Raw genomic sequence first — 21431 nt, forward strand, 5'->3', positions numbered from 1 at the left:
CATGAGCAAATCCCTGCGCCTGTCCGAGAAGTGGTTCCGCCGCGGCCTGTGGCTGGTGGCGTTCGTGTTCGCGAGCTTCCTGATCGGGCTGGGCAGCACGATCGTGGGCGACCTGCCGCAGGTCGAGCGCGTGCGCGTGCTCGACGACTTCATCGACAAGCCCGCCGCCGAACCGCTGCGCGCCACCATCAAGGCCTCGGAGGCCGTCGAGCTGCAGGCCGCGCGCGACCTCGACCAGGCGCAGCTGCAGCTCAACACCGCGCAGCAGGCCAGCGCCAATGCGCGCGAGACCTTCGGCAACTGGATCGCCACGCGCCGCGCCACCGCGCAGCCCGACCAGGACACCGAGCTCATCGCGCGCACCAAGGCGCTCGACGCCTTCAAGCAGAAGGAAGACGCGGCGCAGCGCAAGGCCGACGCCCAGCGCCAGATCGCGCTGGACGCGCGCCAGGCCGAGCAGCGTGCGCGCGCGGCATTGGGCGTGCTGGAGCACGACGCGCAGCAGCGCCTGGACGCCGAGTACCGCCGCGTCGAACTGCGCGTGTTCGGCTACCGGCTCGCGCTGACCCTGCCGCTGCTGCTGGTGGCCGGCTGGCTGTTCGTGAAGAAGCGCAAGAGCACCTACTGGCCCTTCGTGTGGGGCTTCATCTTCTTTGCGCTGTTTGCCTTCTTCGTCGAGCTGGTGCCCTACCTGCCGAGCTACGGCGGCTACGTGCGCTACGTGGTAGGCATCGTGCTCACGGTGCTGGTGGGGCGCTATGCCATCGTGGCGCTCAACCGCTACCTGGCGCGCCAGAAGCTCGCCGAGCAGCAGCCCGACCAGGTGCGCCGCGAAGAGCTGAGCTACGACGTCGCGCTGGCCCGCCTGGCCAAGAGCGTGTGCCCCGGCTGCGAGCGGCCGGTCGACCTGAAGAACAACGAGATCGACTTCTGCCCGCACTGCGGCATCGGCCTGTTCGACCACTGCGGCCACTGCAGCACGCGCAAGAGCGCGTTCTCCAAGTTCTGCCACGCTTGCGGAACCTCGGCCGCTGCACAGGCGCCGCATACACCTGTGACCGGCACTGCGCAATCGGTCACGCCGGGCGCGCCGGTTCAGCCGGCCACGTAGCGAAAGCGCCGCACGGTCGTGCTACAACCCCGGGCTGCGTCACGCAACGCCGTGCCGCGGGTTTTCCCATTCACATTGACGGAGCACACCCATGAGCATTTTCGGCAAGATTTTTTCCAAGATTTTTCCGTCGGCCAACGCCGCTGAAGTCGTCGCCGCACCGCCGGCGGCTGCACCCGGCGCGCCGGCCGTTGCCGCACCGCCGCCCGCGATCCCGCTGGGCGACGTGCCCGCCGTCCTGGACGCGATGCCAGGTGCCGCCGGCCTGAACTGGCGCACCTCGATCGTCGACCTGCTCAAGTTGCTGGGCCTGGACAGCAGCCTCGCCGCGCGCAAGGAACTGGCCAGCGAAATCCTCTACAGCAACGGCGAACCGGGTTCGGCCGAATGGAACATCGGCCTGCACAAGCAGGTGATGAGCCGCATCGCCGCCAATGGCGGCACGCTGCCGGCCGAACTGCGCGACTGATCGTCCCGCCACCCACGCAGCAAAAAGCCCGGCATGCCGGGCTTTTTCTTTGGGGCGACCGTTAGTTGAAGTGCTTCAGGTCCAGCCTGCGTCCACCACGTAGTCCTGCGCGGTGCACATGCGCGAATCGTCGGCCGCGAGGAACAGCGCCATCGCGGCGATGTCTTCCGCCATCACGCGGCCCGGCAGGCATTGCGCCGCATCGATCTCCGCGGCGGATTCGGGCTTCACCCACAGCTTGATCTGCCGCTCGGTCATCACCCAGCCCGGCATGATCGTGTTGACCCGGATGTTCTGCTTGCCCAGGTCGCGCGCCAGCGAGCGCGTGAGGCCGATCACGCCCGCCTTGCAGGCCTGGTAGACCGGGTAGCCGCGGCCCTTCATGAGCCAGCTGATCGAGCCGAAGTTGACGATCGAGCCGCCGCCCAACGCGCGCATGTCGTCGGCCACGGCCTGCGCGGCAAAGAACTGGTGCTTGAGGTTGACGGCCACGAGGCGGTCGAAGTCGTCGCTGGTCACGTCGGCCATCTCGTGGCGGCGGTCGTTGGCCGCGTTGTTCAGCAGCACCGACACCGGCCCGAAGCGCTGGCGCACCGCGTCGATGGCGGCGGCGAGCGCGGCCGTGTCGGTCACGTCGCAGGGCACGAACAGCGCGGGGTGCGCGCTCTGCAGCTGCGCGGCGAGCGCATCGCCGGCGGCGGTGTCGAGGTCGCAGAAGCCGACCTTCGCGCCTTGGGCATGAAAAGCCCGCACCAGCGATTCGCCGATGCCGCTGGCGCCGCCCGAGATGAACACGGTGCGGTCGGCCAGCGAGGGGTAGCGGGCGGTATAGGCCGTGGGTGGGGAGGCGTTGGTCATGAGGGTGAGGACAACCGCAGTGAAGACAGGGCAAGCGTACCGGATGACGGCGTCCCTGGTACCGGCCGGGCCTCCACCCGGCGTATGGCTTCCGGCCTGTGGGCAGTGCGCCGTGGCAGGCATACGCTTCGGCCCATGAGCTCCTTCAACCGCCGCTTCGTCTTCTGCCTCGCGCTGCTTCCGGCCGCCTTCGCGGCGCGGCACGTCCGCGCGCAGGCACCGGCACCGGCGCCCGTGCTGCTCTTCAAGGTGGTCTCGCCGCGCGACGACATCGTGGTGGGCATCGAGGCGGCCCAGCTGGGCGCCGGCGCGGCGCCGCCCGTGCAGCGGCTGGCCGCCATGCTGGCCGAGAAGGGTCAGCTCACGCTCTGGCAGTACGCCTCGCACAAGGACGCCAGCGGGGCGCTGGTGCAGGCGCCGCTCAGGCAGGTCGTGGTCTTCAGGAACGAGCTGCTGCGCATCGAACCCTACGCGACGCCCCTGGCCATCAGGCCGCCGGGCGCCGCAAAGTCCTAGACGCCGCGCGCGCGATCGGACTTGAACCGTGCGCGGAATTCCGTGAACGTGCCCGCGTCGAGCGCCGCGCGGATCTCCGTCATCAGGTTCAGGTAGTAGTGCAGGTTGTGGATCGTGCACAGCATCGGGCCGAGCATTTCGCCGCAGCGGTCCAGGTGGTGCAGGTAGGCGCGGCTGAAGCCTTCGCGCCCGCCGTCGTTCCAGCTCACGCCCGAGGTGCCCGCGCAGGCGTGGCAGGTGCAGCTCGGGTCGACCGGCTGCGGGTCGCTCTTGTGGCGCGCGTTGCGCATCTTCAGGTCGCCGAAGCGCGTGAACATCGTGCCGTTGCGCGCATTGCGCGTGGGCATCACGCAGTCGAACATGTCGACGCCGTCGGCCACGCCCTGCACCAGGTCCTCGGGCGTGCCCACGCCCATCAGGTAGCGCGGCTTGTTCGCGGGCAGCCGGTGCGGCGTGTGGCCCATGATGTGCAGCATCTCTTCCTTGGGCTCGCCCACGCTCACGCCGCCGATGGCGTAGCCGGGGAAGTCCATGTCGACCAGCGCCGCCAGCGACTCCTCGCGCAGGTTCTCGAACATGCCGCCCTGCACGATGCCGAACAGTGCGTTGGGGTTCTGCAGGCGCGTGAACTCCGCCTGGCAGCGCTTGGCCCAGCGCAGGCTCAGTTCCATCGAGACGCGCGCCTCGGCCTCGGTCGTGATGTGGCCCTTGGTGTCGTAGGGCGTGCACTCGTCGAACTGCATCACGATGTCGCTGTTCAGGATGGTCTGGATCTGCATCGAGACCTCGGGCGTGAGGAACAGCTTGTCGCCGTTGACGGGCGACGCGAACTTCACGCCCTCTTCGCTGATCTTGCGCATCGCGCCCAGCGACCACACCTGGAAGCCGCCCGAGTCGGTGAGGATGGGCTTGTCCCATTTCTCGAACTGGTGCAGCCCGCCGAAGCTCGCCATCACGTCCAGGCCCGGGCGCATCCACAGGTGGAAGGTGTTGCCCAGGATGATCTGCGCGCCCATCTCTTCGAGGCTGCGCGGCATCACGCCCTTGACGGTGCCGTAGGTGCCCACGGGCATGAAGATCGGCGTCTGGACCTTGCCGTGGTTGAGCGTGAGCGTGGCGCGGCGCGCGTGGCTGTCGGGGTCGGTCTTGAGGAGTTCGAAGTTCAGCATGATGTCGTTCAGTCCTGGGTGCGTGCGAGCAGCATGGCGTCGCCGTAGCTGAAGAAGCGGTAGCCGTTGGCGATGGCGTGGGCATACAGCGCCATCACGCGCTCGTAGCCCGCGAAGGCCGAGACCAGCATCATCAGCGTGCTCTTGGGCAGATGGAAGTTGGTCACCAGCACGTCGACGTGTTCGAAGGCGAAGCCCGGCGTGATGAAGATGCGCGTGTCGCCCGTGGCCTCGCCGCTTTTTGCCCACGACTCGAGCGTGCGCACCGTGGTCGTGCCCACGGCGACCACGCGCCCGCCGCGGGCCTTGCATTCGGCAATGGCGCGCTGCGTGGCCTCGGGCACTTCGTAGCGCTCGGCGTGCATCGTGTGTTCGGCGATGTTCTCGGTCTTCACCGGCTGGAAGGTGCCGGCGCCCACGTGCAGCGTGACGTTGGCGCGCTGCACGCCGCGCGCTTCGAGTTCGGCCAGCAGGCCTTCGTCGAAATGCAATGCGGCCGTGGGCGCGGCCACGGCGCCGGGCACGCGCGCGAACACGGTCTGGTAGCGGCTCTCGTCGTCGGCCGAATCGGTGTGCGTGATGTAGGGCGGCAGCGGCACATGGCCGCAGCGCTGCATCAGCGCGTACGGGTCTTCGCCCGCGTCGCTCTCGAAGCCGAAGCGGAACAGCGCGCCGTCTTCCTCGGGCCAGCGGCCCAGCAGCGTGGCGCGAAAGCCGCCCACCATCTCGAGCGTGGTGCCCACGGGCGGCTTCTTGCTGACCTTCATGTGCGCGACCACCTCGTGGCCCTGCAGCACGCGCTCGACCAGCAGCTCGAGCTTCCCGCCGGTCGGCTTCTCGCCGAACAGGCGCGCCTTGACCACGCGTGTGTCGTTGAAGACCAGCAGGTCGCCCGCGCGCAGCAGCGAGGGCAGTTCCTTGAAGATGCGGTCGGCCGGGGCGGGGCCTGTGCCATCGAGCAGACGGGAGGCAGTGCGTTCGGTGGCCGGGTGTTGTGCCACCAGCTCGAGCGGCAGATGGAAATCGAAATCGGAAAGCGTGAAGGCGCGCATGGTGCTTGAGGGCCGGACGGGCCCGTGCCAAGGAGGCATGGGAAGAGAAAAAGGCGGAGAGCGGCGATTGTCCCATGGCCCGGAATCACGGGCGCCGCCGGGGGTTGCCGAGGCAGAATCGATGCATGGTCGATTCTTCCGTCGCGCGTGTCACGCCGTCCCCTGCCCCTCCTTCCGAAGGCGAGCTCTTCAAGAAGATACTGGGCGGCGCCTGGATGGGGCTGCACCCCGACATCCGCCGGCGCTTCGACAAGAACCCCCTGCCGGGCAAGGCGCTGCACTACCTGGGCGCGCTCAGCGAGCTGCGCTGCTCGCGCTTCGGCAAGCTCTTGGGGCACCTCACGCAGCCGATGATCCAGGGCGCGCTGATCCCCTACAGCGACAGCCACTTCCCGGTCGAGATCCAGGTCTACGCCCGGCCCGACGACCCGGCCATCTACAAGCAGCGCATCTACCGCCTGCACGGCCGCCAACCCATCCAGTTCACCAGCTTCATGCGCGAGAGCGAACGCGGCGAGGTGCTGGAGTACGTGGGCATGGGGCTGGGCATGAAGCTGGTGCTGAGCGTGGAACCCAACGGCAGCCTGCATTTCCAGAGCGACGGCTATTTCTGGGAGCTGTTCGGCTGGCGCATTCCGCTGCCGGGCCTGTTCACGCCGGGCAAGACTTTTCTCTGGCACCACAACGAGACGCCCGAGCGCTTCAACATCCGCATCGAGATCCGCCACTGCCTCATGGGCACGACCTTCACGCAGGTCGGCGTGTTCGAGGAAGTGCCGGAGCCGCAGGCGCAGGCGGTGTCCGCATGATCGACACGCACCTGCTGGCCCTGCAGCTCATGGCGGCGCAAGGCGCGCTGGGCGCCTTCGACACGCTCTACCACCACGAAGGCACCGAGGCGCTGCCGCGCCGCGGCACGGCGGGGCGCGAGCTGGCGATCCACGCCACGCGCTCGTCGATTTATTGCGCGCTGTTCCTCGGCCTGTCGGCATGGGCCTGGCACGGCGCGTGGGCGTGGGTGCTGCTCGTGGTGTTCGGCGTCGAGATCGTGCTCACGCTGTGGGACTTCGTGGTCGAAGACGGCAGCCGCCTGCTGCCGCCCACCGAGCGCGTGACGCACACAGTGCTGGCCATCAACGCCGGCGCGTTCATCGCGCTGCTGGCGATGAGCGCGGTCGGCTGGGCAGCGCAACCGACGGCGATGGTGTGGCAGCCGCACGGCTGGCTCAGCGCCTTCCTGGCGTTGTGCGGCGTGGGTGTCGGTATCTCGGGCCTGCGCGACGGCTTCGCGGCGCGCGCCTTGTTCAAACAGCAGAAGCAGGCGCAGGTGCGCGCCGTCGAGGCCCCGGTGCATTTCGGCACGACGCCGCAGCAGGTGCTGGTGACGGGCGGCACCGGCTTCATCGGCCAGATCCTCGTGCGCCACCTGCTGGACGACGGCCATGCGGTGACGGTGTGGACGCGCGACGCGCGCGCCGCCGCCTGGGGCTTTGGCGGCGCGGTGCGCTGCGTGCAGTCGCTCGACCAGATTCCCGCCGCGGACGCCGTCGACGTGGTCGTCAACCTCGCGGGCGCACGCATCCTCGGCCAGCGCTGGAGTGCACGGCGCCAGCAGCAACTCCTGCAAAGCCGCGAAGGCCTGACGCAGCAGCTCGTCGCATGGATCGCCACGCGCCCGCGCAAGCCGTGGCTGCTGCTCTCGGGTTCCGCCATCGGCTACTACGGCGTGCAGCCGCAGGGCGACGCCGCCGAACTCACCGAAGACGCGCCACCGCAGAACATCTTCATGTCGACGCTGTGCCAGCGCTGGGAGCGGGCCGCGCACGCGGCCGTGGCGCACGGCGTTCGCGTGGCCTGCCTGCGCTTCGGCTTCGTGCTGGGCCACCAGGGCTCGCTGCCGCAGCTGCTGATGCCGGTGCAGCTGGGCATGGGCGGGCGCCTGGGCAGCGGGCGGCAGTGGCTGTCGTGGGTGCATGTGCATGACCTGATCCGCGCCATCGCGCATGTGTGGACGGTGACGGAGTCCGCCACCGACCCTGTCGCCGCGCAGGCCTTCAACGTCACCGCGCCGGGTGCAGTGAGCCAGGAGGCCTTCACCCGCGTCGCCGCCGGCGTGCTGCACCGCCCCTGCTGGATGCCCACGCCCGCCGCGCCCGTGAAGCTGCTGCTCGGCGAGCAGGCCGACCTGCTGCTCGAAGGCCAGCGCGTGGTGCCGGCGCAGCTGCTGCGCAGCGGCTTCCAGTTCATGTTCCCCGATGCCCGCAGCGCCTTGACGGACCTTTGCCGTCCACGCTAGAAGCCTTGTCCGTGCCCGCCAAGAAAGAACCGACTCCCCCCGCCGCGCCGGCGTCACCGCCCGGCACCGGCCTGAGCCTCGTGCAGCGCGCGCTGCGCAAGCTCGGCCTCGTGCGCGACATCGACTTCGCGCTCTACCTGCCGATGCGCTACGAGGACGAGACCCGCATCGTGCGCCTGGCCGACACGCGCGACGGCGACATGGCGCAGGTCGAGGGCGTGGTCACCGAGTGCGAGGTGGTGTTCCGACCGCGCCGCCAGCTCATCGCCACCATCGACGACGGCAGTGACACCTGCCAGCTGCGCTTCTTCAACTTCTATCCCTCGCAGCAGAAGCAACTGGCGGTGGGCGCCCAGGTGCGCGTGCGCGGCGAGATGCGCGGCGGTTTCGTGGGGCGGCAGATCATGCACCCGACCGTCAAGGCGGCCGGCACGGCGCTGCCCAACGCGCTCACGCCGGTGTACTCGACCGTGGCCGGGCTCGCGCAGCCGGTGCTGCGGCGCGAGGTGCGCTCGGGCCTGGCGCGCGCGCTGCTCGACGAGACGATTCCGGTGCAGATCGGCCTGCGCGGCGCGTGGGACCTGCGCAGCGCGCTGAGCTTCCTGCACTACCCGACGCCCGACGTGTCGATCGCCGCGCTCGAAGACCACAGCCACCCGGCGTGGCAGCGCATCAAGGCCGAGGAGCTGCTGGCGCAGCAGCTCTCGCAGCTGCAGGCGCGGCTGGAGCGCGCGGCGCAGCGTGCGCCGGTGCTGCCTGCGTCTACCGACGCGGCGGCGAGTTCGCTGCATGCGCAGTTGCTCGCCGTGCTGCCCTTCGGCCTCACTGGCGCGCAGCAGCGCGTGGGCGAGGAGATCACGGCCGACCTGCACCGCCAGGTCCCGATGCACCGCCTGCTGCAAGGCGACGTGGGCTCGGGCAAGACCGTGGTCGCGGCGCTGGCCGCGGCGCGCTGCATCGACGCGGGCTTCCAGTGCGCGCTGATGGCGCCCACCGAAATCCTCGCGGCCCAGCACTTCGGCAAGCTGGTCGGCTGGCTCGATCCGCTGCTGGCCGAGCGCGGCCTGCGCGTGGCCTGGCTCACGGGCAGCCAGAAGAAGAAGGAACGCGACGAGATGTCGGCCGCTGTCGAAAGCGGCGAGGCCGCGCTGGTCATCGGCACGCACGCGGTCATCTCGGAAAAGGTGCGCTTCAAGAACCTGGCGCTGGCCATCATCGACGAGCAGCACCGCTTCGGCGTCGCGCAGCGCCTGGCCTTGCGCGGCAAGGCGGGCGGCGACCTCGAACCGCACCTGCTGATGATGAGCGCCACGCCGATTCCCCGCACGCTCGCGATGAGCTACTACGCCGACCTCGACGTCTCCACGCTCGACGAGCTGCCGCCCGGCCGCACGCCCATCGTCACCAAGCTGGTGGCCGACCACCGGCGCGACGAGGTCATCGACCGCATCCAGGCGCAGATTTCACAAGGCCGGCAGGTCTACTGGGTCTGCCCGTTGATCGAGGAGAGCGAGGCGGTCGACCTGCGCAACGCCACCGAGACGCGCGACGAACTCGCGGGCACGCTGGGCGACCACATCCAGGTCGGCCTGCTGCATTCGCGCATGCCCACGGCCGAGAAGCAGGCGGTGATGGCCGCCTTCACCGCCAACGAGATCCAGGTGCTGGTGAGCACCACGGTGATCGAGGTGGGCGTGGACGTGCCCAACGCCTCGCTGATGGTGATCGAGCATGCCGAGCGCTTCGGCCTCTCGCAGCTGCACCAGTTGCGCGGGCGCGTGGGGCGCGGCGCGGCGGCCTCGGCCTGCGTGCTGCTCTATGCGCCGGGCGACAGCGGCCGCGTGGGCGAAGCGGCGCGCGCGCGGCTCAAGGCCATGGCCGAGACCGGCGACGGTTTCGAGATCGCGCGGCGCGATCTCGAGATCCGTGGCCCCGGCGAGTTCCTCGGCGCGCGTCAGTCGGGCGCGCCGCTGCTGCGCTTTGCCGACCTCGCGACCGACACGCTGCTGCTCGACTGGGCGCGCGAGCTCGCGCCGGTGATGCTGCAGAAGCACCCCGAGCTGGCGCAGCGCCACATCGACCGCTGGCTCGGCACCAAGGCCGAGTACCTCAAGGCCTGAGAAGGTCGAGGAGTCCGTCGAGCCCGCCCTCGTCGATCGACAGCATGGCGGCCTCGCGCACCAGGGGCTTGGCGTGGTAGGCCACCGACAGCCCGGCCACACGCATCATCGGCAGGTCGTTCGCGCCGTCGCCCACGGCGATGGCCTGGGTCGGCGATATGCCCATCGCGCGGCAGCATTCGAGCAGCTTGTCCTTCTTGGCCTCGCCGTCGCAGATGTCGCCCCAGGGCTGGGGCAGCATGCGCCCGGTGAGCCGGCCGTCTTCGATCTCCAGCACGTTGGAGCGCGTGTCGTCCAGCTGCAATCGATCGCGCAGGCGGTCGGTGAAGAAGGTGAAGCCGCCGCTCAGCAGCACGACACGCAGGCCGGCTTGCTTGCACGCGGCGATCAGCGTCTCGGCGCCGGGGTTCAGGTGCAGGCGCTGGTCGTACACGGTCTGCAGCGTCGACAGCGGCACGCCGCGCAGCAGGGCCACGCGCCGGCGCAGGCTGTCCTTGTAGTCGGTGATCTCGCCGCGCATCGTGGCCTCGGTGATCGCCGCGACCTCGCGGCCGCAGCCCGCGATGTCGGCGATCTCGTCGACCGTCTCGATGTCGATCAGCGTCGAGTCCATGTCGAAGGCGATCAGCTTGAAGTCCGACAGCCGCAGGGTGGGGGAAGAAGTGGTCTTGTTCATGGCGTGGGGTGTGCGGCGTTCCAGTGCTGCGTGCCGAGCCAGTCGACGAACTGCCGTGCCAGCGCGGCCACCGGCCCTTCGGTGCGATACAGCGCATAGACGCCCGAGGCCGGCAGGCGCGGCTCGGGAAACACAAGGCGCAGCCGGTCGGTGCGGATGTCTTCCTCGAGCAGGCACCAGGGCGCCAGCGCGAGCCCCAGGTCGTTCATGGCGGCCTGCATGCAAAGAAACTGGTGGTCGAACACGGGGCCCGGCAGCTGGGGCGGCACGCGCACGCCGGCCAGCTCGAACCAGCGCGGCCAGTTCTCCACTTCGCCGGCGGCCTGCAGCAGCGGGTGGCCCAGGCAGTCGGCCATGCTGGCGATGCGGTGTCGCTCGATGAAGCGCGGCGATGCCACGGCCACGAGGTGGTCGTCCAGGCAGCGCACGCAGGTGTGGTCGGGGCGCTGCATGGGAATGCGGCGGATCAGCACGTCGCTGCCGGCCTCGGCCTGGTCGAAGAATTGGCGGCCGAGGGTCGACAGCTGCACGTCGGTCTGCGGCGCCAGGGCCTGGAAGCCGGCCAGCCGCGGGATGAGCCACTTCATCGCCAGCGAGGGCGTGGTGCACACGCGCAGGCTGGCGCGCTGGTGGGGCGACTTCAGCGCGGCCGTGGCGCTGGCGATGCGGTCCAGGCTGGCCTGCACCTCGGCGAAGTAGTCGCGCGCATGCGGCAGCAGCGTCGCGCCGCGGGCCTCGCGCGCGAACAGCGGCTGGCCCAGGTAGTCCTCCAGCAGGCGGATCTGCTGGCTGACGGCGCTGTGCGTGATGCTGAGTTCGTCGGCGGCCGCGGTGAAGTTGGCATGGCGCGCCGCCGCTTCGAAGGCGCGCAGCGCCTTCAAAGGGGGGAGGCGTCGGGTCACCACATGCGTACCTTGGCGAGCGGGCTTGTCTTCCTCATGTTCTTTTCGTGTTCGGTTGCGTGCCGCCCGGGGTTGGAGGCCGGCGCGCATCGTAGACCGGGAAGCCTGCAGAAAAACTAACCGGCCGCCTTAAAAAATACGGCTGGTGGCACGCAGGGGGCGCACCTAGCATCGCGCTTCCTTCCACCCTGAACAAGAGACATGGCTTCCATCACCATCGACAACGTCGTGAAGCAGTTCGCCAACCAGACGGTGCTGCAGAACCTGTCGCTGCATGTGCCCGATGGCGCCTTCTACACCCTGCTGGGCCCCAGCGGCTGCGGCAAGACGACCCTGCTGCGCTGCATCGCAGGCTTCAACGAACCCGACGGCGGCCGCATTCTTTTCGACAAGGACGACGTGACGCGCGTGTCCACCCACCACCGCGACATCGGCATGGTGTTCCAGGACTACGCGCTGTTCCCCGACAAGACGGCGTTCGACAACGTGGCCTACGGCCTGCGTGCGCGCAAGGTGCCCAAGGCCGAGATCGCCCGGCGCGTCAACGAGGCGCTGGACAAGGTGAGCCTGCTGGCACTGGCCGACCGCTACCCCGCGCAGATGAGCGGCGGCCAGCGCCAGCGCGTGGCGCTGGCGCGCGCGCTGGTGATCCGCCCGCGCGTGCTGCTGATGGACGAGCCGCTGTCCAACCTCGACGCCAAGATGCGCCTGCAGATGCGCGACGTGATCCTGGACCTCGTGCGCGAGGCCGGCATCACCACCGTGTTCGTCACGCACGACCAGGAAGAGGCGCTGGCCATGTCCGACCGCATCGCCATCATGGACCGCGGCAGCATCGCGCAGCTGGGCACGCCCGAAGAGCTGTACGGCACGCCGGTGAACGCCTACGTGGCGGATTTCATCGGCTCGGCCAACGTGATCCCGGTGCCGGCCGAGTCCGCCGGCGGCGCCGCGTCGCACGTGCGCTACCAGCTGTGCGGCCAGCAACTGGACGGCAAGCAGGGCGGCGCCGCGCTGGGCGCGCAGGGCATCCTCATCGCGCGCCCCGAGGCGCTGTCGCTCATGGCGCCCGCGCCCCACGTGCCCAACGCCATCGCGGGCGAGGTGCTGCGCCGCCAGTACCTGGGCTTCAAGACCGCCTACCGCATCCGGCTGCACGACCAGTCGGAGATCCGCGTCGAGCTGCACGCCGGCAACATGGTGGCCGACTTCCAGGCCGGCGATGCGGTGCAGGTGCTGGTGCCGGCCGACAGCCGCGTCGTCGCCGCCTGAACGGACACGCACGCCATGAAAATCAACTGGTGGCCCTGGGGTTTCCTGACCCTGCTCAGCCTCGTGCTGTTGCTGTTCTTCGTGTTCTACCCGCTGGGCACGCTGTTCGTGAACAGCGTGCGCGACGAGTCGGGCGCGTTCTCGCTGTCCGGCTTCATCACCTTGCTGCAGGACAGCGAATACCTGCTCGCGTTCCGCAACACGCTGGTGCTCGGCGTGTCGGTCACGGCCTGCACCGTGGCCGTGGGCGTGCCCTTCGCGTACATGGTGGCGCGCTACGACTTCCCGCTGAAGAACCTGGTGGCGGTGCTGCCGATCATGACCATCGTGATCCCCGAGATCATCGTCGGCCAGTCGTGGCTGCTGCTGCTGGGCAACAACGGGCTGGTGACCAACCTGCTCGCGGGCGCGGGCATCACGCTGCCGACCTTCTACGGCTGGACCGGCATGGTGTTCTCCATGACCCTGGTCTACTACACCTACATCTACCTGGGCGTGCTGGCCGCGCTGCGCGGCTTCGACGGCCAGCTCGAAGAAGCCGGCCTGAGCCTGGGCACCTCGCCGCTGGTGACCAAGCTGCGCGTGCTGGTGCCGGTGATCCTGCCGGCGGTGCTGGTCAATGCGCTGGTGGTGTTCACGCTGGTGGTGGGCAACTTCGCGCTGTCGGTGGTGCTGGGCAGCAGCGTGCCGCTGCTGTCGGTCATGACGTACAACGCCTTCGTCGGCGAGATGGGCGGCAGCCCCACGCTGCAAAGCGCGATGTCGGTGGTGTCCATCGGCATCGTGGCCATCGTGCTGTTCTTCCAGAAGCGCGTGGTCGAACGCAAGATCTACACGATGACGCAGGGCCGCGCGCCCGCCGTGGTGCGCGTGCGCTCGGGCGCGGCGGTGTTCTACACGCTCAGCGTGGGCGTGATCATCGTGCTGTCGATGCTGCCGCTGCTCATCGTCTTCGTGGGCGCTTTCACCGAGACCAGCGGGCCCGTGATGCGCTGGGGCCAGTGGTCGCTGTCCAGCCTGGAACGCGCGCTGCGCGGTGCGCCCGAGCCGATCATCAACTCGCTGAAGTTCGCCTCGATGGCCACCGTGGTGGGCGTGGCCTTCGCGGTGCTCGTGAGCTACCTGACGATCAAGAAGCGCAACCCCTTCACGCAGCTGCTGGACTACATCGTGGTGCTGCCGCTGACCATCTCGGGCACGGTGCTGGGCATTGCGCTGGTGCAGACCTTCAACACCGGCTGGCTGGTGCTGGCGGGCACCTCGGGGATCATGGTGCTGTGCTACACGGTGCGCCGCCTGCCCTTCGCGGTGCGCAATGCGTCGTCGACGCTGTTCAACATCTCGGACTCCATCGAGGAGGCCTCGATCAGCCTGGGCGTGTCGCCGCTGAAGACCTTCTTCAAGGTGCTGCTGCCGGCCATGAAGGCCTCGATCATCTCGGCCGCCATCCTGATGTGGGTGACCACGATCTCGGAGCTGTCGGCCTCCATCGTGGTCTACACGGGCGGCCTGGAGACCATGCCGATCGCCATCTTCCGCCAGGTCGACGGCGGGCGCCTGGGCCTGGCCTCGGCCTACGGCGCGGCGCTGGTCAGCGTGATCCTGCTGCCCATCGTGGTGGCGATCAAGGTGTTCCGCATCAACCTCTTCTCCAGCAAATGACCCACCCATTCACTTCAACCTGCGAGGTTTTCATGTCCTTCAAGTCCCTGGCGAAATGCGCGTTCGCGACCCTGGCCCTCACGGCGGGCATCGCGGGTGCGCAGACGGTGGTGCTCTATTCGTCCAACAACACCGAGACCGTCGAGACCGCGCTGGCCGTGGTCAAGAAGAAGGCGCCCGGGCTCACGGTGCAGCAGGTCACGGGCGGCACCGGCACGCTGATGAAGCGCATCCAGGCCGAGGCCAAGAACCCGCGCGGCGACGTGCTGTGGAGCGGCGGCTTCGGCACGCTGGGCGCCTACAAGGACCAGATGGCGCCCTACAAGTCGCCCGACCTCGCGGCCGTGCCCGCGGCCTTTCGCGGCCCGAACGACCTGTGGGTCGGCACCAACGTGCACGTCATGGTGATGATGGTCAACGAGCGCCAGCTCAAGGGCATGCCCGCGCCCAAGACCTGGTCGGACCTGATGCGCCCCGAGTGGAAGGGCAAGTTCGCCATCACCGACCCGAGCAAGAGCGCCACGGCCTACATGCTGGTGTATGGCCTGCTCAAGCAGTTCGGCCGCGACGGCCTGGGCAAGCTGGCGGCCAACGCGGTCGTCACCGCGTCGTCGGGCAGCACCTACAAGGGCGTGGCCGCCGGCGAGTACCCGGTGGGCCTGACCATCGAGTACGCGGCGCAGGAGTACGTGGCGGGCGGCCAGAAGGAGATCAAGCTGGTCTATCCCACCGAGGGCAGCTACCTGGCGCCCGAAGGCATGTTCATCGTGAAGGGCGCGAAGAACATGGACGCCGCCGTCGCGCTCTACAACGGCCTCCTGAGCAAGGAGACGCAGCAGGAGCTGCTGGTGAAGAACTTCCGCCGTCCGGTGCGCAGCGACATCGCGGTGTCCAAGCTCACCTCGCTGCCCGACCTGAGCGCCATCAAGGTCTTCCCGCTCGACCAGGAAGCGGCCTCGGCGGAGTACGAGCAGCTCGTGGCGCTATGGAACCTGGCGGTGAAGGCGCGGTGACGAGCACGGCGAAGGCGCCTTCGACGCCGGTCAGCGCCTTCGATCTGTTCAAGATCGGCATCGGCCCCTCGAGCTCGCACACGGTCGGGCCGATGATCGCGGCGCGGCAGTTCGCCTGCCTGCTGCAAGCGCGGGGCCCGCTGCCGCAGGTGGCCGCGCTGGTGACGCAGCTGTACGGCTCGCTGAGTGCCACCGGCCGCGGCCACGGCACCGACCGCGCCGTGCTGCTCGGGCTCGCAGGCCACCGGCCGGACCGGATCGATCCCGACACCATCGAGCCCACCATCGCCGCCATCCGGCGCGAGCGGCGACTGCACCTGCTCGGGACGCACGCCGTGGCGTTCGATGAGAAAGAGCACCTGCTCTTCCTGCGCAAGAGCCTGCCCCGGCACCCGAACGGCCTGCGCTTCATCGCGCTGGATGCGCAGGGCCAGGCCCTGGTCGAGGCCGACTACTTCTCGGTCGGCGGCGGCTTCGTCGTCGATGCACAGGGCGAGAGCGTGCGCAACGAAGCCGGCGTGCAGCGCCCGGCACCGGCCGCCTTGCCCTTCGCCTTCGACACCGGCGCGGAACTGCTCGCGCAATGCCGGGCGCAGGGCCTGTCGATCGCCGCGCTGATGATGGCCAACGAAACGCAGTGGCGACCGCAGGCCGAGGTGCGATCGGAATTGCTGCAGGTGTGGGACGCGATGGCCGGTGCCGTGCGGCGCGGCTGCGCGAGCACCGGCACCCTGCCCGGGCGCATGCAGGTGCGGCGGCGCGCGGCCGATCTGTTCGGGCAGCTGCAGGGCAATGGCCCGGCGCAGGCCGCGCCCGACCCGCTCGCGGCGATGGACTGGGTCAACCTGTACGCCATGGCCGTCAACGAAGAGAACGCGGCCGGCGGGCGCGTGGTCACCGCGCCCACCAACGGCGCGGCGGGCGTGATCCCGGCGGTGCTGCACTACCACCAGCGCTTCTTTCCCGGCGCGGGCGACGAAGCCGTGGTCGAGTTTTTGCTCACCGCCGCGGCCATCGGCATCCTCTACAAGAAGAACGGCTCGCTCTCGGGCGCCGAGGTCGGCTGCCAGGGTGAGGTCGGCGTCGCCTGCTCGATGGCGGCGGGCGCGCTCGCCGCGGTGATGGGCGGCACGCCGGGGCAGGTCGAGAACGCCGCCGAGATCGGCATGGAGCACAACCTGGGCATGACCTGCGACCCGGTCAGCGGGCTGGTTCAGATCCCGTGCATCGAGCGCAACGCGATGGGCGCGGTGAAGGCCATCAACGCGGCGCGCATGGCCTTGCGCGGCGACGGCTCGCACTTCGTGTCGCTGGACAAGGTCATCCAGACCATGATGCAGACCGGCGCGGACATGAAGACCAAGTACAAGGAAACATCGCGCGGCGGCCTCGCCGTGAACATCGTCGAGTGCTGACCGCCGCGCGGTCGGCCATTCAACCTGCAGGCCGGCGCGTGAGCGCGAGGATCAGCCCGAAGCCGACCATCATGCTGCCGCTCACGCGGTTGAACCAGCGCATCGCGCGGCTGCCGTTGGCCAGCCGGCGCATGCGCGCGCCGAGCAGCGCATACAGCGCGATCGCGATCAGCTCGAACACCAGGAAGGTCACGCCCAGCAGCACGTAGCTCGACGCGTACGCACCGGGCACCACGAACTGCGGGAAGAAGGCGGTGAACACCAGGATCGCCTTCGGGTTGCCGGCCGCCACCGTGAACTCCTGGCGCACCAGCGCGCGCATCGACGGCGGTGCGGCCTCGTGCGCCTGCACCTGCGCGGTCGGTGCCGGCGCGCGCAGCAGCCGGACGCCGATCCACACGAGGTACGCGGCGCCGATGTACTTGATGACGTCGAAGGCCAACTCTGAAGCCACCAGCACCGCGCCCATGCCCAGGCCCGCGATGGCGATCATGACCGCGAAGGCCACGAGCCGGCCGCTCGCCGCGATCACGGCCGGCGACACGCCGTGCTTCGCGCCGTTGGTGACCGACAGCAGGTTGTTAGGGCCGAACGCCATGTTGATGGCGAAGCAGGCGGGCAGGAACAGCAGGTAGGCGGACAGGGTCATGGCGCATCCGGCGGTGGGGGTGGCGGGGTGGTCATTATTTCAGCAGTCCGGGGCGGCGCGTCGCTCTGCCTGCGGTGCTCGTTTGCCCTCGCGCGCACCCCACGAATCACCAAGGCGCCGCTGTGCAGCGTTGGTGGGCGCGTCCTTCATCTCGCGGGTTTGCACCAATTTCATGACGAATATGGTGGGGCATCATTCGATTAATTGTTCAACAAAACAGTAATCTAAGCTCAACCAAGATCAAATGGTTGAGACCTGAATGCATGGTGGTGTTGACCAATTTCCGAGGCTCACGGCAACCGGCCGCGAGGCTTTCCTTGTCTGCACACACCACATTCATGGGAGCGATTCGTCATGGCAAGCGACTTTCATCCGAGCCCCTCTGCGGGGGACGACTGCGAAGCGAAGGACGCAGCGGGCGTCCCGCAGGGCGGCATCTCCTGGCGTCGGAATGCACTGGGGCTGGGCATCTGCGCGGCGGTACTGGCGGGATGCGGTGGTGGCAGCGGAGGTGGCGGGGCTGACCCGGCCACCGTCGCGGCCATTGCAGCAGCGATCGCCGCTGCCAACGCACCGCCGCCCGCACCGCCACCCACGACGAATCCCCCACCACCCGCGCCGCCGGCGATCCAGGCCAGGTGCGCGATGGACACCGGCGTCGCGGCCTCGTACGAAGAGCAGCGCCTGCCCAACAAGCTCAGCGCCAGCGATGCGGCGAGCTTCTCGCAGCAGGTGCTGCAGGCCAGCGGCTTCGACAAATTCGGGCCGGCGTTCGCACTCAAGCTGTGCAAGGACGGCCTGGCCGGCGCGTCGAGCTACGACGCGGCCGTGGCCCTGCTGAAGGCCGAGGGCCAGCAGCTGTGGCAGGCCGCGGTGGACCGGGTGCAGGGCCGCAAGGTCGAGGGCAGCCTGCCGCAGAGCGACGACCGCATGCTGTACTGGGCGCGCCTGACGATGACGTTCGCGCTGCGCCAGTGGAAGCCCGACTTCCCGCTCGACGACGCACAGCGCGCCGCACTGGAGAACGAATTCGAGCGCGCGTCGCGCGGCCAGTACGCGATCGACTTTCCGGAAGGCGCGGGCCACAAGCGCATCCTCGTCAGCGGCTTCGATCCCTTCACGCTGGGCACGCCGGGCGTCCACGACAACCCGAACATCCGCATCGGCAATCCCTCGGGCGCGACCATCCTCTCGCTGGACGGCAACACCGTGGCGCTGGGCGACGGCACCACGGCGGTCATCCGCACCTTCATCCTGCCCGTGAACTACCCGCCCTTCCTGCAGGGCATGCAGGAAGACACGCTGGGGCCGTGGTTCAAGCCCGGGCCCAAGCGCGTGGACGCATCCATCTCCATGAGCCAGGGCGGCGGTGCCTTCCACCTGGAGCACTTCAACGGCCGCTACCACCTGGCCAGCATCCCGGGCAACGACAACGTCTGGCCCGCCTGCATGGACGGCGACAGGTTCCCGTCGGTGCTCGACTGCGACATCTATCCGCCGGAGCGCTGGCTCGGCTTCCTGCCGCGGCCCTGGGCCAAGGAGACGCCGCCGCAGTTCACGGTGTCGACGCTGCCGTTCCAGGCCATGATCGACGCGAAGACGGGCGAGGGCGTCATCAACCGCGACACCGGCACGCCCGGCGGCTGGGACGTGCTGCGGCGCGACACCTACAGCGTGCAGCCGTGCAAGAAAGACGCGCTGGGCCCGCTGGACAACAACTGCGCCAGCCGGGGCGGCGGCGGCAACTACCTCTCCAATGCGAGCGCGTACCGCAACACGCTGCTGCGCGACACCTTCAAGCTGAACATTCCCGCCGGGCACATCCACACGCCGGTCATGACGCGCTTCGGCGCGGGCAGCGACGGCAAGATCACGGATGCAACCTTCGAGGGCTTCCGCGACTCCATCGTGGCCCAGGGCCGCAACCTGGTGATCGCGATGGCGAAGACCCTGTCGGCGCCGGCACCCTGACAACGTTGCATCACAAGAAGGCATGGACATGAAACACCAACTCTTCATCGGCATCGTCGGCCTGGCGTTGTCGGGCGCGGCCCTGGCCCAACCCACCGAGAGCTTCTACCTGATGCGCAACAAGGTCAGCGGCAAGGCCGTCTGCGCGCAGCATCCGATCAGCCCCGACTGGGTGCGCGAGGCCGGACCCTTCAAGGACCAGGACTGCAAGGTCGCGGACAAGCCCGAGCCCCGGCGCTCTGACCTGCCGGCCAGCCCGCTCGAGCTGGCCCCCAAGAAGAAGGAATAGCCGGCTTGGCCGTCGGCGCCACGGCGTGCATGGATTGCACGCCGCGGCTTCGCCTCGTTCATTCGTTTTCTCTCCCTCTCTTTTCCCTCTTTGCACTCCTGGAGCGTTTCCATGCGAAATCCCTACGCGCACGCCGTCGTCACTGCCTTCGCGGGCCTGGCCTTTTCCCTCGGCGCCCACGCCCAGACCAAGTGGGATCTGGCCAATGCCTACCCCGCGACCAACTACCACACCGAGAACATCACGCAGTTCGCCAAAGACGTGGACGCGGCCACCGGCGGCAAGCTGAAGATCACGGTGCATGCGAACGCGTCGCTGTTCAAGGCGCCCGAGATCAAGCGCGCCGTGCAAAGCGGCCAAGCCCAGGCCGGCGAGATCCTGCTGGCCAACTACGCCAACGAGAACCCGATCTACGCGCTGGACGGCGTGCCCTTCCTGGCCACCACGTATCCCGAGGCCCGCAAGCTCTACGACGCCTCCAAGCCCGCGATGGACAAGCTGCTCGTCGCCCAGGGCATCAAGGTGCTGTTCGTGGTGCCGTGGGCGCCGCAGGGCATCTACACCAAGAAGGAGATCGGCTCGGTGGCCGACCTGCGCGGCATCAAGTGGCGCGCCTACAGCCCGGCCACGGCCAAGATCGCCGAGCTCATCGGTGCACAGCCCGTGCAGATCCAGCAGGCTGAACTGAGTGCGGCGATGGCCACCGGCGTGATCGAGAGCTACATGAGTTCGGGCTCCACCGGCTACGACACCAAGACCTTCGAGCACATCAAGAACTTCTACGACACGCAGGCCTGGATTCCGAAGAACGCGATCCTTGTGAATGCCAAGGCGTTCGATGCGCTCGATGCGACCACCAAGGCGGCAGTGACCAAGGCCGCGGCCGACGCCGAGGTGCGCGGCTGGAAGGTCGCGCAGGAGAAGAACGACGAGTACAAGCGCCTGCTCGCCGAGCGCGGCATGAAGGTGCACAAGCCTTCGCCCAAACTGGACACCGACATGCGCCAGGTCGGCGGCATCATGCAGGCCGACTGGCTCAAGGCCGCCGGTGCCGATGGTGCGTCCATCGTCGACACCTACAAGAAGAAGTAAGCCGTGCGCCGCTTCCTCGATCGCCTGTACGACGGTGCAGGCGCGCTGGGCGCTTTCTGCGTCTTCCTGATCTTCGTGCTGATGATCGTGGCCGGTGTGGGCCGGCAGATGAACTGGCACGTGAGCGGGCTCAACGACATCGTCTCCTGGCTGTGCGCTGCTGCGGCCTTCTTTGCGATGGCGCATGCGTTCCGGCATGGTGACTTCGTTCGCGTGACGCTGCTGCTGGACGCAGTGCCGCTGAAAGTGCGGCGTGTGCTGGACGTGATGTGCCTGCTGATCGCGGCAGTGTCGGTGGCCTACCTCACCTACTGGGCCACCAGCTTCACGTACGAAAGCTACGAGTTCGCGGAGATGGCCACAGGGTTGGTGGTCATTCCGATCTGGATTCCGCAGTCCGCCTTCGTGATCGGCTGTTGGCTGCTCCTGATCGCCATGCTCGATGAGCTGGTGGGCGTGGTGCGCGGCGAGAAGCCCAGCTACCAGCGCGCCATCGAAGAGCGGCACGCAGCCGGCGATTTTTCCTCCGACGTCTGAACGCTCCCTATGCTCGAAACCCTGCTCATGGGCGCGCTCTTGCTCGCCATCATGCTTCTCTTGCTCGCCGGCGGCGTGTGGATCGCCATGACCCTGGCCATCGTCGGCTGGGTCGGCCAGGCCTTCTTCACCAACACACTGCCCGGCAAGAACCTGTTCTCGGCCTTCTGGGAAAGCAACGCGAGCTGGGAGCTGGCGGCGCTGCCCCTGTTCATCTGGATGGGCGAGATCCTGTTCCGCACCAAGCTCAGCGAAGAGATGTTCGAAGGCCTGAGGCCGTGGCTCAACCGCGTGCCCGGCCGGCTCATGCACACCACCATCCTCGGCTGCGGCGTGTTCGGCTCGGTCTCGGGCTCGTCGGC

21 protein-coding genes are annotated in these 21431 nt (G+C 68.6%); 15 read left to right on the forward strand and 6 right to left on the reverse strand.

The genetic code is table 11. From position 1 onward, the window contains the following. Position 1: 1 nt before the first annotated feature. Both AC07YS_RS24955 and AC07YS_RS24960 read left to right on the forward strand, forming a co-directional pair. A complete protein-coding gene (locus AC07YS_RS24955) occupies positions 2-1111 on the forward strand; it encodes a serine endopeptidase (RefSeq protein WP_495269909.1) in 1110 nt (369 codons plus the stop codon). A 91-nt stretch (positions 1112-1202) separates the two neighbouring features. After that, positions 1203-1580 (forward strand): DUF3597 domain-containing protein, encoded by a 378-nt coding sequence (locus AC07YS_RS24960; protein ID WP_070063202.1) that lies wholly within the window; start codon positions 1203-1205, stop codon positions 1578-1580. Positions 1581-1655: 75 nt separating this feature from the next. On the opposite strand, the gene AC07YS_RS24965 is transcribed toward AC07YS_RS24960, so the two are convergent. Continuing rightward, positions 1656-2438: an SDR family NAD(P)-dependent oxidoreductase gene (locus AC07YS_RS24965; protein WP_495269910.1), complete on the reverse strand. Its 783-nt coding sequence runs from the start codon at positions 2436-2438 to the stop codon at positions 1656-1658. Between the two features lie 135 nt (positions 2439-2573). On the opposite strand from AC07YS_RS24965, the gene AC07YS_RS24970 reads away from it, so the two are divergent. Next, on the forward strand, positions 2574-2954 hold the full coding sequence (locus tag AC07YS_RS24970) for a hypothetical protein (protein ID WP_495269911.1): 381 nt from the start codon (positions 2574-2576) through the stop codon (positions 2952-2954). On the opposite strand, the gene tgt is transcribed toward AC07YS_RS24970, so the two are convergent. Beyond that, positions 2951-4123, reverse strand: coding sequence for a tRNA guanosine(34) transglycosylase Tgt (gene tgt / locus AC07YS_RS24975; protein ID WP_390347903.1), 1173 nt, complete (start codon positions 4121-4123; stop codon positions 2951-2953). The two genes, AC07YS_RS24970 and tgt, sit on opposite strands and share 4 nt — an antisense overlap. Before the next feature lie 8 nt (positions 4124-4131). Continuing rightward, positions 4132-5175: a tRNA preQ1(34) S-adenosylmethionine ribosyltransferase-isomerase QueA gene (queA, locus tag AC07YS_RS24980; protein WP_495269912.1), complete on the reverse strand. Its 1044-nt coding sequence runs from the start codon at positions 5173-5175 to the stop codon at positions 4132-4134. 125 nt (positions 5176-5300) lie between these two features. On the opposite strand from queA, the gene AC07YS_RS24985 reads away from it, so the two are divergent. From AC07YS_RS24985 to recG, 3 genes are read left to right on the forward strand one after another with little or no spacing between them, the layout of a single operon-like run. After that, positions 5301-5984: a DUF4166 domain-containing protein gene (locus tag AC07YS_RS24985; protein ID WP_495269913.1), complete on the forward strand. Its 684-nt coding sequence runs from the start codon at positions 5301-5303 to the stop codon at positions 5982-5984. Continuing rightward, positions 5981-7471: a TIGR01777 family oxidoreductase gene (locus AC07YS_RS24990; protein ID WP_495269914.1), complete on the forward strand. Its 1491-nt coding sequence runs from the start codon at positions 5981-5983 to the stop codon at positions 7469-7471. The genes AC07YS_RS24985 and AC07YS_RS24990 overlap by 4 nt, the downstream gene beginning before the upstream one ends. An 11-nt stretch (positions 7472-7482) precedes the next feature. Next, positions 7483-9591: an ATP-dependent DNA helicase RecG gene (gene recG, locus AC07YS_RS24995; RefSeq protein WP_495269915.1), complete on the forward strand. Its 2109-nt coding sequence runs from the start codon at positions 7483-7485 to the stop codon at positions 9589-9591. Here the strand turns inward: recG and serB are convergent. Beyond that, on the reverse strand, positions 9581-10267 hold the full coding sequence (gene serB / locus AC07YS_RS25000) for a phosphoserine phosphatase SerB (protein ID WP_495269916.1): 687 nt from the start codon (positions 10265-10267) through the stop codon (positions 9581-9583). The genes recG and serB overlap by 11 nt on opposite strands. Further along, complete coding sequence (locus tag AC07YS_RS25005; protein WP_495269917.1) at positions 10264-11172, reverse strand: LysR substrate-binding domain-containing protein; 909 nt, start codon at positions 11170-11172, stop codon at positions 10264-10266. Before AC07YS_RS25005 ends, serB begins: the two co-directional genes overlap by 4 nt. 198 nt (positions 11173-11370) lie before the next feature. Here AC07YS_RS25005 and AC07YS_RS25010 point away from each other — a divergent pair, with 198 nt between their 5' ends. The 4 genes from AC07YS_RS25010 to AC07YS_RS25025 are packed head-to-tail and all read left to right on the forward strand — an operon-like array spanning position 11371 to position 16531. Next, positions 11371-12441 (forward strand): ABC transporter ATP-binding protein, encoded by a 1071-nt coding sequence (locus AC07YS_RS25010; protein ID WP_062477439.1) that lies wholly within the window; start codon positions 11371-11373, stop codon positions 12439-12441. Positions 12442-12456: 15 nt separating this feature from the next. Beyond that, complete coding sequence (locus AC07YS_RS25015) at positions 12457-14103, forward strand: ABC transporter permease (RefSeq protein ID WP_062477436.1); 1647 nt, start codon at positions 12457-12459, stop codon at positions 14101-14103. 32 nt (positions 14104-14135) lie between these two features. Further along, positions 14136-15116, forward strand: coding sequence for an ABC transporter substrate-binding protein (locus AC07YS_RS25020; protein WP_492682295.1), 981 nt, complete (start codon positions 14136-14138; stop codon positions 15114-15116). Then, the gene (locus AC07YS_RS25025) at positions 15113-16531 is read left to right on the forward strand and encodes an L-serine ammonia-lyase (protein WP_495269918.1); all 1419 of its coding nucleotides are present in this window, start codon (positions 15113-15115) and stop codon (positions 16529-16531) included. The genes AC07YS_RS25020 and AC07YS_RS25025 overlap by 4 nt, the downstream gene beginning before the upstream one ends. A 19-nt stretch (positions 16532-16550) precedes the next feature. Here AC07YS_RS25025 and AC07YS_RS25030 read toward each other — a convergent pair whose 3' ends face one another. Continuing rightward, complete coding sequence (locus tag AC07YS_RS25030) at positions 16551-17180, reverse strand: LysE family translocator (protein ID WP_495269919.1); 630 nt, start codon at positions 17178-17180, stop codon at positions 16551-16553. A gap of 354 nt (positions 17181-17534) precedes the next feature. On the opposite strand from AC07YS_RS25030, the gene AC07YS_RS25035 reads away from it, so the two are divergent. The 5 genes from AC07YS_RS25035 to AC07YS_RS25055 all read left to right on the forward strand — a co-directional run. Beyond that, complete coding sequence (locus AC07YS_RS25035; RefSeq protein WP_495269920.1) at positions 17535-19151, forward strand: PA0049 C-terminal domain-containing protein; 1617 nt, start codon at positions 17535-17537, stop codon at positions 19149-19151. 28 nt (positions 19152-19179) lie between these two features. Beyond that, entirely contained in the window at positions 19180-19440 is a 261-nt protein-coding gene (locus tag AC07YS_RS25040; RefSeq protein ID WP_225616844.1) for a hypothetical protein, read from the forward strand. A gap of 111 nt (positions 19441-19551) precedes the next feature. Further along, a complete protein-coding gene (locus tag AC07YS_RS25045; protein ID WP_495269921.1) occupies positions 19552-20532 on the forward strand; it encodes a TRAP transporter substrate-binding protein in 981 nt (326 codons plus the stop codon). 3 nt (positions 20533-20535) lie between these two features. After that, entirely contained in the window at positions 20536-21069 is a 534-nt protein-coding gene (locus tag AC07YS_RS25050) for a TRAP transporter small permease (protein ID WP_095747225.1), read from the forward strand. A 9-nt stretch (positions 21070-21078) separates the two neighbouring features. Then, a partial coding sequence (locus AC07YS_RS25055) for a TRAP transporter large permease subunit (protein ID WP_495273940.1) occupies positions 21079-21431 on the forward strand: 353 nt, incomplete at its 3' end.

The organism is Variovorax sp. GW458-11-26-14-LB1 (assembly GCF_059423965.1).

What these genes read in the sequence shown, in the direction of transcription:
- AC07YS_RS24955 (WP_495269909.1), top strand. Translation starts at nt 2, where the DNA reads ATGAGCAAATCCCTGCGCCTGTCCGAGAAGTGGTTCCGCCGCGGCCTG.
- AC07YS_RS24960 (WP_070063202.1), top strand. Translation starts at nt 1,203, where the DNA reads ATGAGCATTTTCGGCAAGATTTTTTCCAAGATTTTTCCGTCGGCCAAC.
- AC07YS_RS24965 (WP_495269910.1), bottom strand. Translation starts at nt 2,438, where the DNA reads ATGACCAACGCCTCCCCACCCACGGCCTATACCGCCCGCTACCCCTCG.
- AC07YS_RS24970 (WP_495269911.1), top strand. Translation starts at nt 2,574, where the DNA reads ATGAGCTCCTTCAACCGCCGCTTCGTCTTCTGCCTCGCGCTGCTTCCG.
- tgt (WP_390347903.1), bottom strand. Translation starts at nt 4,123, where the DNA reads ATGCTGAACTTCGAACTCCTCAAGACCGACCCCGACAGCCACGCGCGC.
- queA (WP_495269912.1), bottom strand. Translation starts at nt 5,175, where the DNA reads ATGCGCGCCTTCACGCTTTCCGATTTCGATTTCCATCTGCCGCTCGAG.
- AC07YS_RS24985 (WP_495269913.1), top strand. Translation starts at nt 5,301, where the DNA reads ATGGTCGATTCTTCCGTCGCGCGTGTCACGCCGTCCCCTGCCCCTCCT.
- AC07YS_RS24990 (WP_495269914.1), top strand. Translation starts at nt 5,981, where the DNA reads ATGATCGACACGCACCTGCTGGCCCTGCAGCTCATGGCGGCGCAAGGC.
- serB (WP_495269916.1), bottom strand. Translation starts at nt 10,267, where the DNA reads ATGAACAAGACCACTTCTTCCCCCACCCTGCGGCTGTCGGACTTCAAG.
- AC07YS_RS25010 (WP_062477439.1), top strand. Translation starts at nt 11,371, where the DNA reads ATGGCTTCCATCACCATCGACAACGTCGTGAAGCAGTTCGCCAACCAG.
- AC07YS_RS25015 (WP_062477436.1), top strand. Translation starts at nt 12,457, where the DNA reads ATGAAAATCAACTGGTGGCCCTGGGGTTTCCTGACCCTGCTCAGCCTC.
- AC07YS_RS25020 (WP_492682295.1), top strand. Translation starts at nt 14,136, where the DNA reads ATGTCCTTCAAGTCCCTGGCGAAATGCGCGTTCGCGACCCTGGCCCTC.
- AC07YS_RS25030 (WP_495269919.1), bottom strand. Translation starts at nt 17,180, where the DNA reads ATGACCCTGTCCGCCTACCTGCTGTTCCTGCCCGCCTGCTTCGCCATC.
- AC07YS_RS25035 (WP_495269920.1), top strand. Translation starts at nt 17,535, where the DNA reads ATGGCAAGCGACTTTCATCCGAGCCCCTCTGCGGGGGACGACTGCGAA.
- AC07YS_RS25040 (WP_225616844.1), top strand. Translation starts at nt 19,180, where the DNA reads ATGAAACACCAACTCTTCATCGGCATCGTCGGCCTGGCGTTGTCGGGC.
- AC07YS_RS25045 (WP_495269921.1), top strand. Translation starts at nt 19,552, where the DNA reads ATGCGAAATCCCTACGCGCACGCCGTCGTCACTGCCTTCGCGGGCCTG.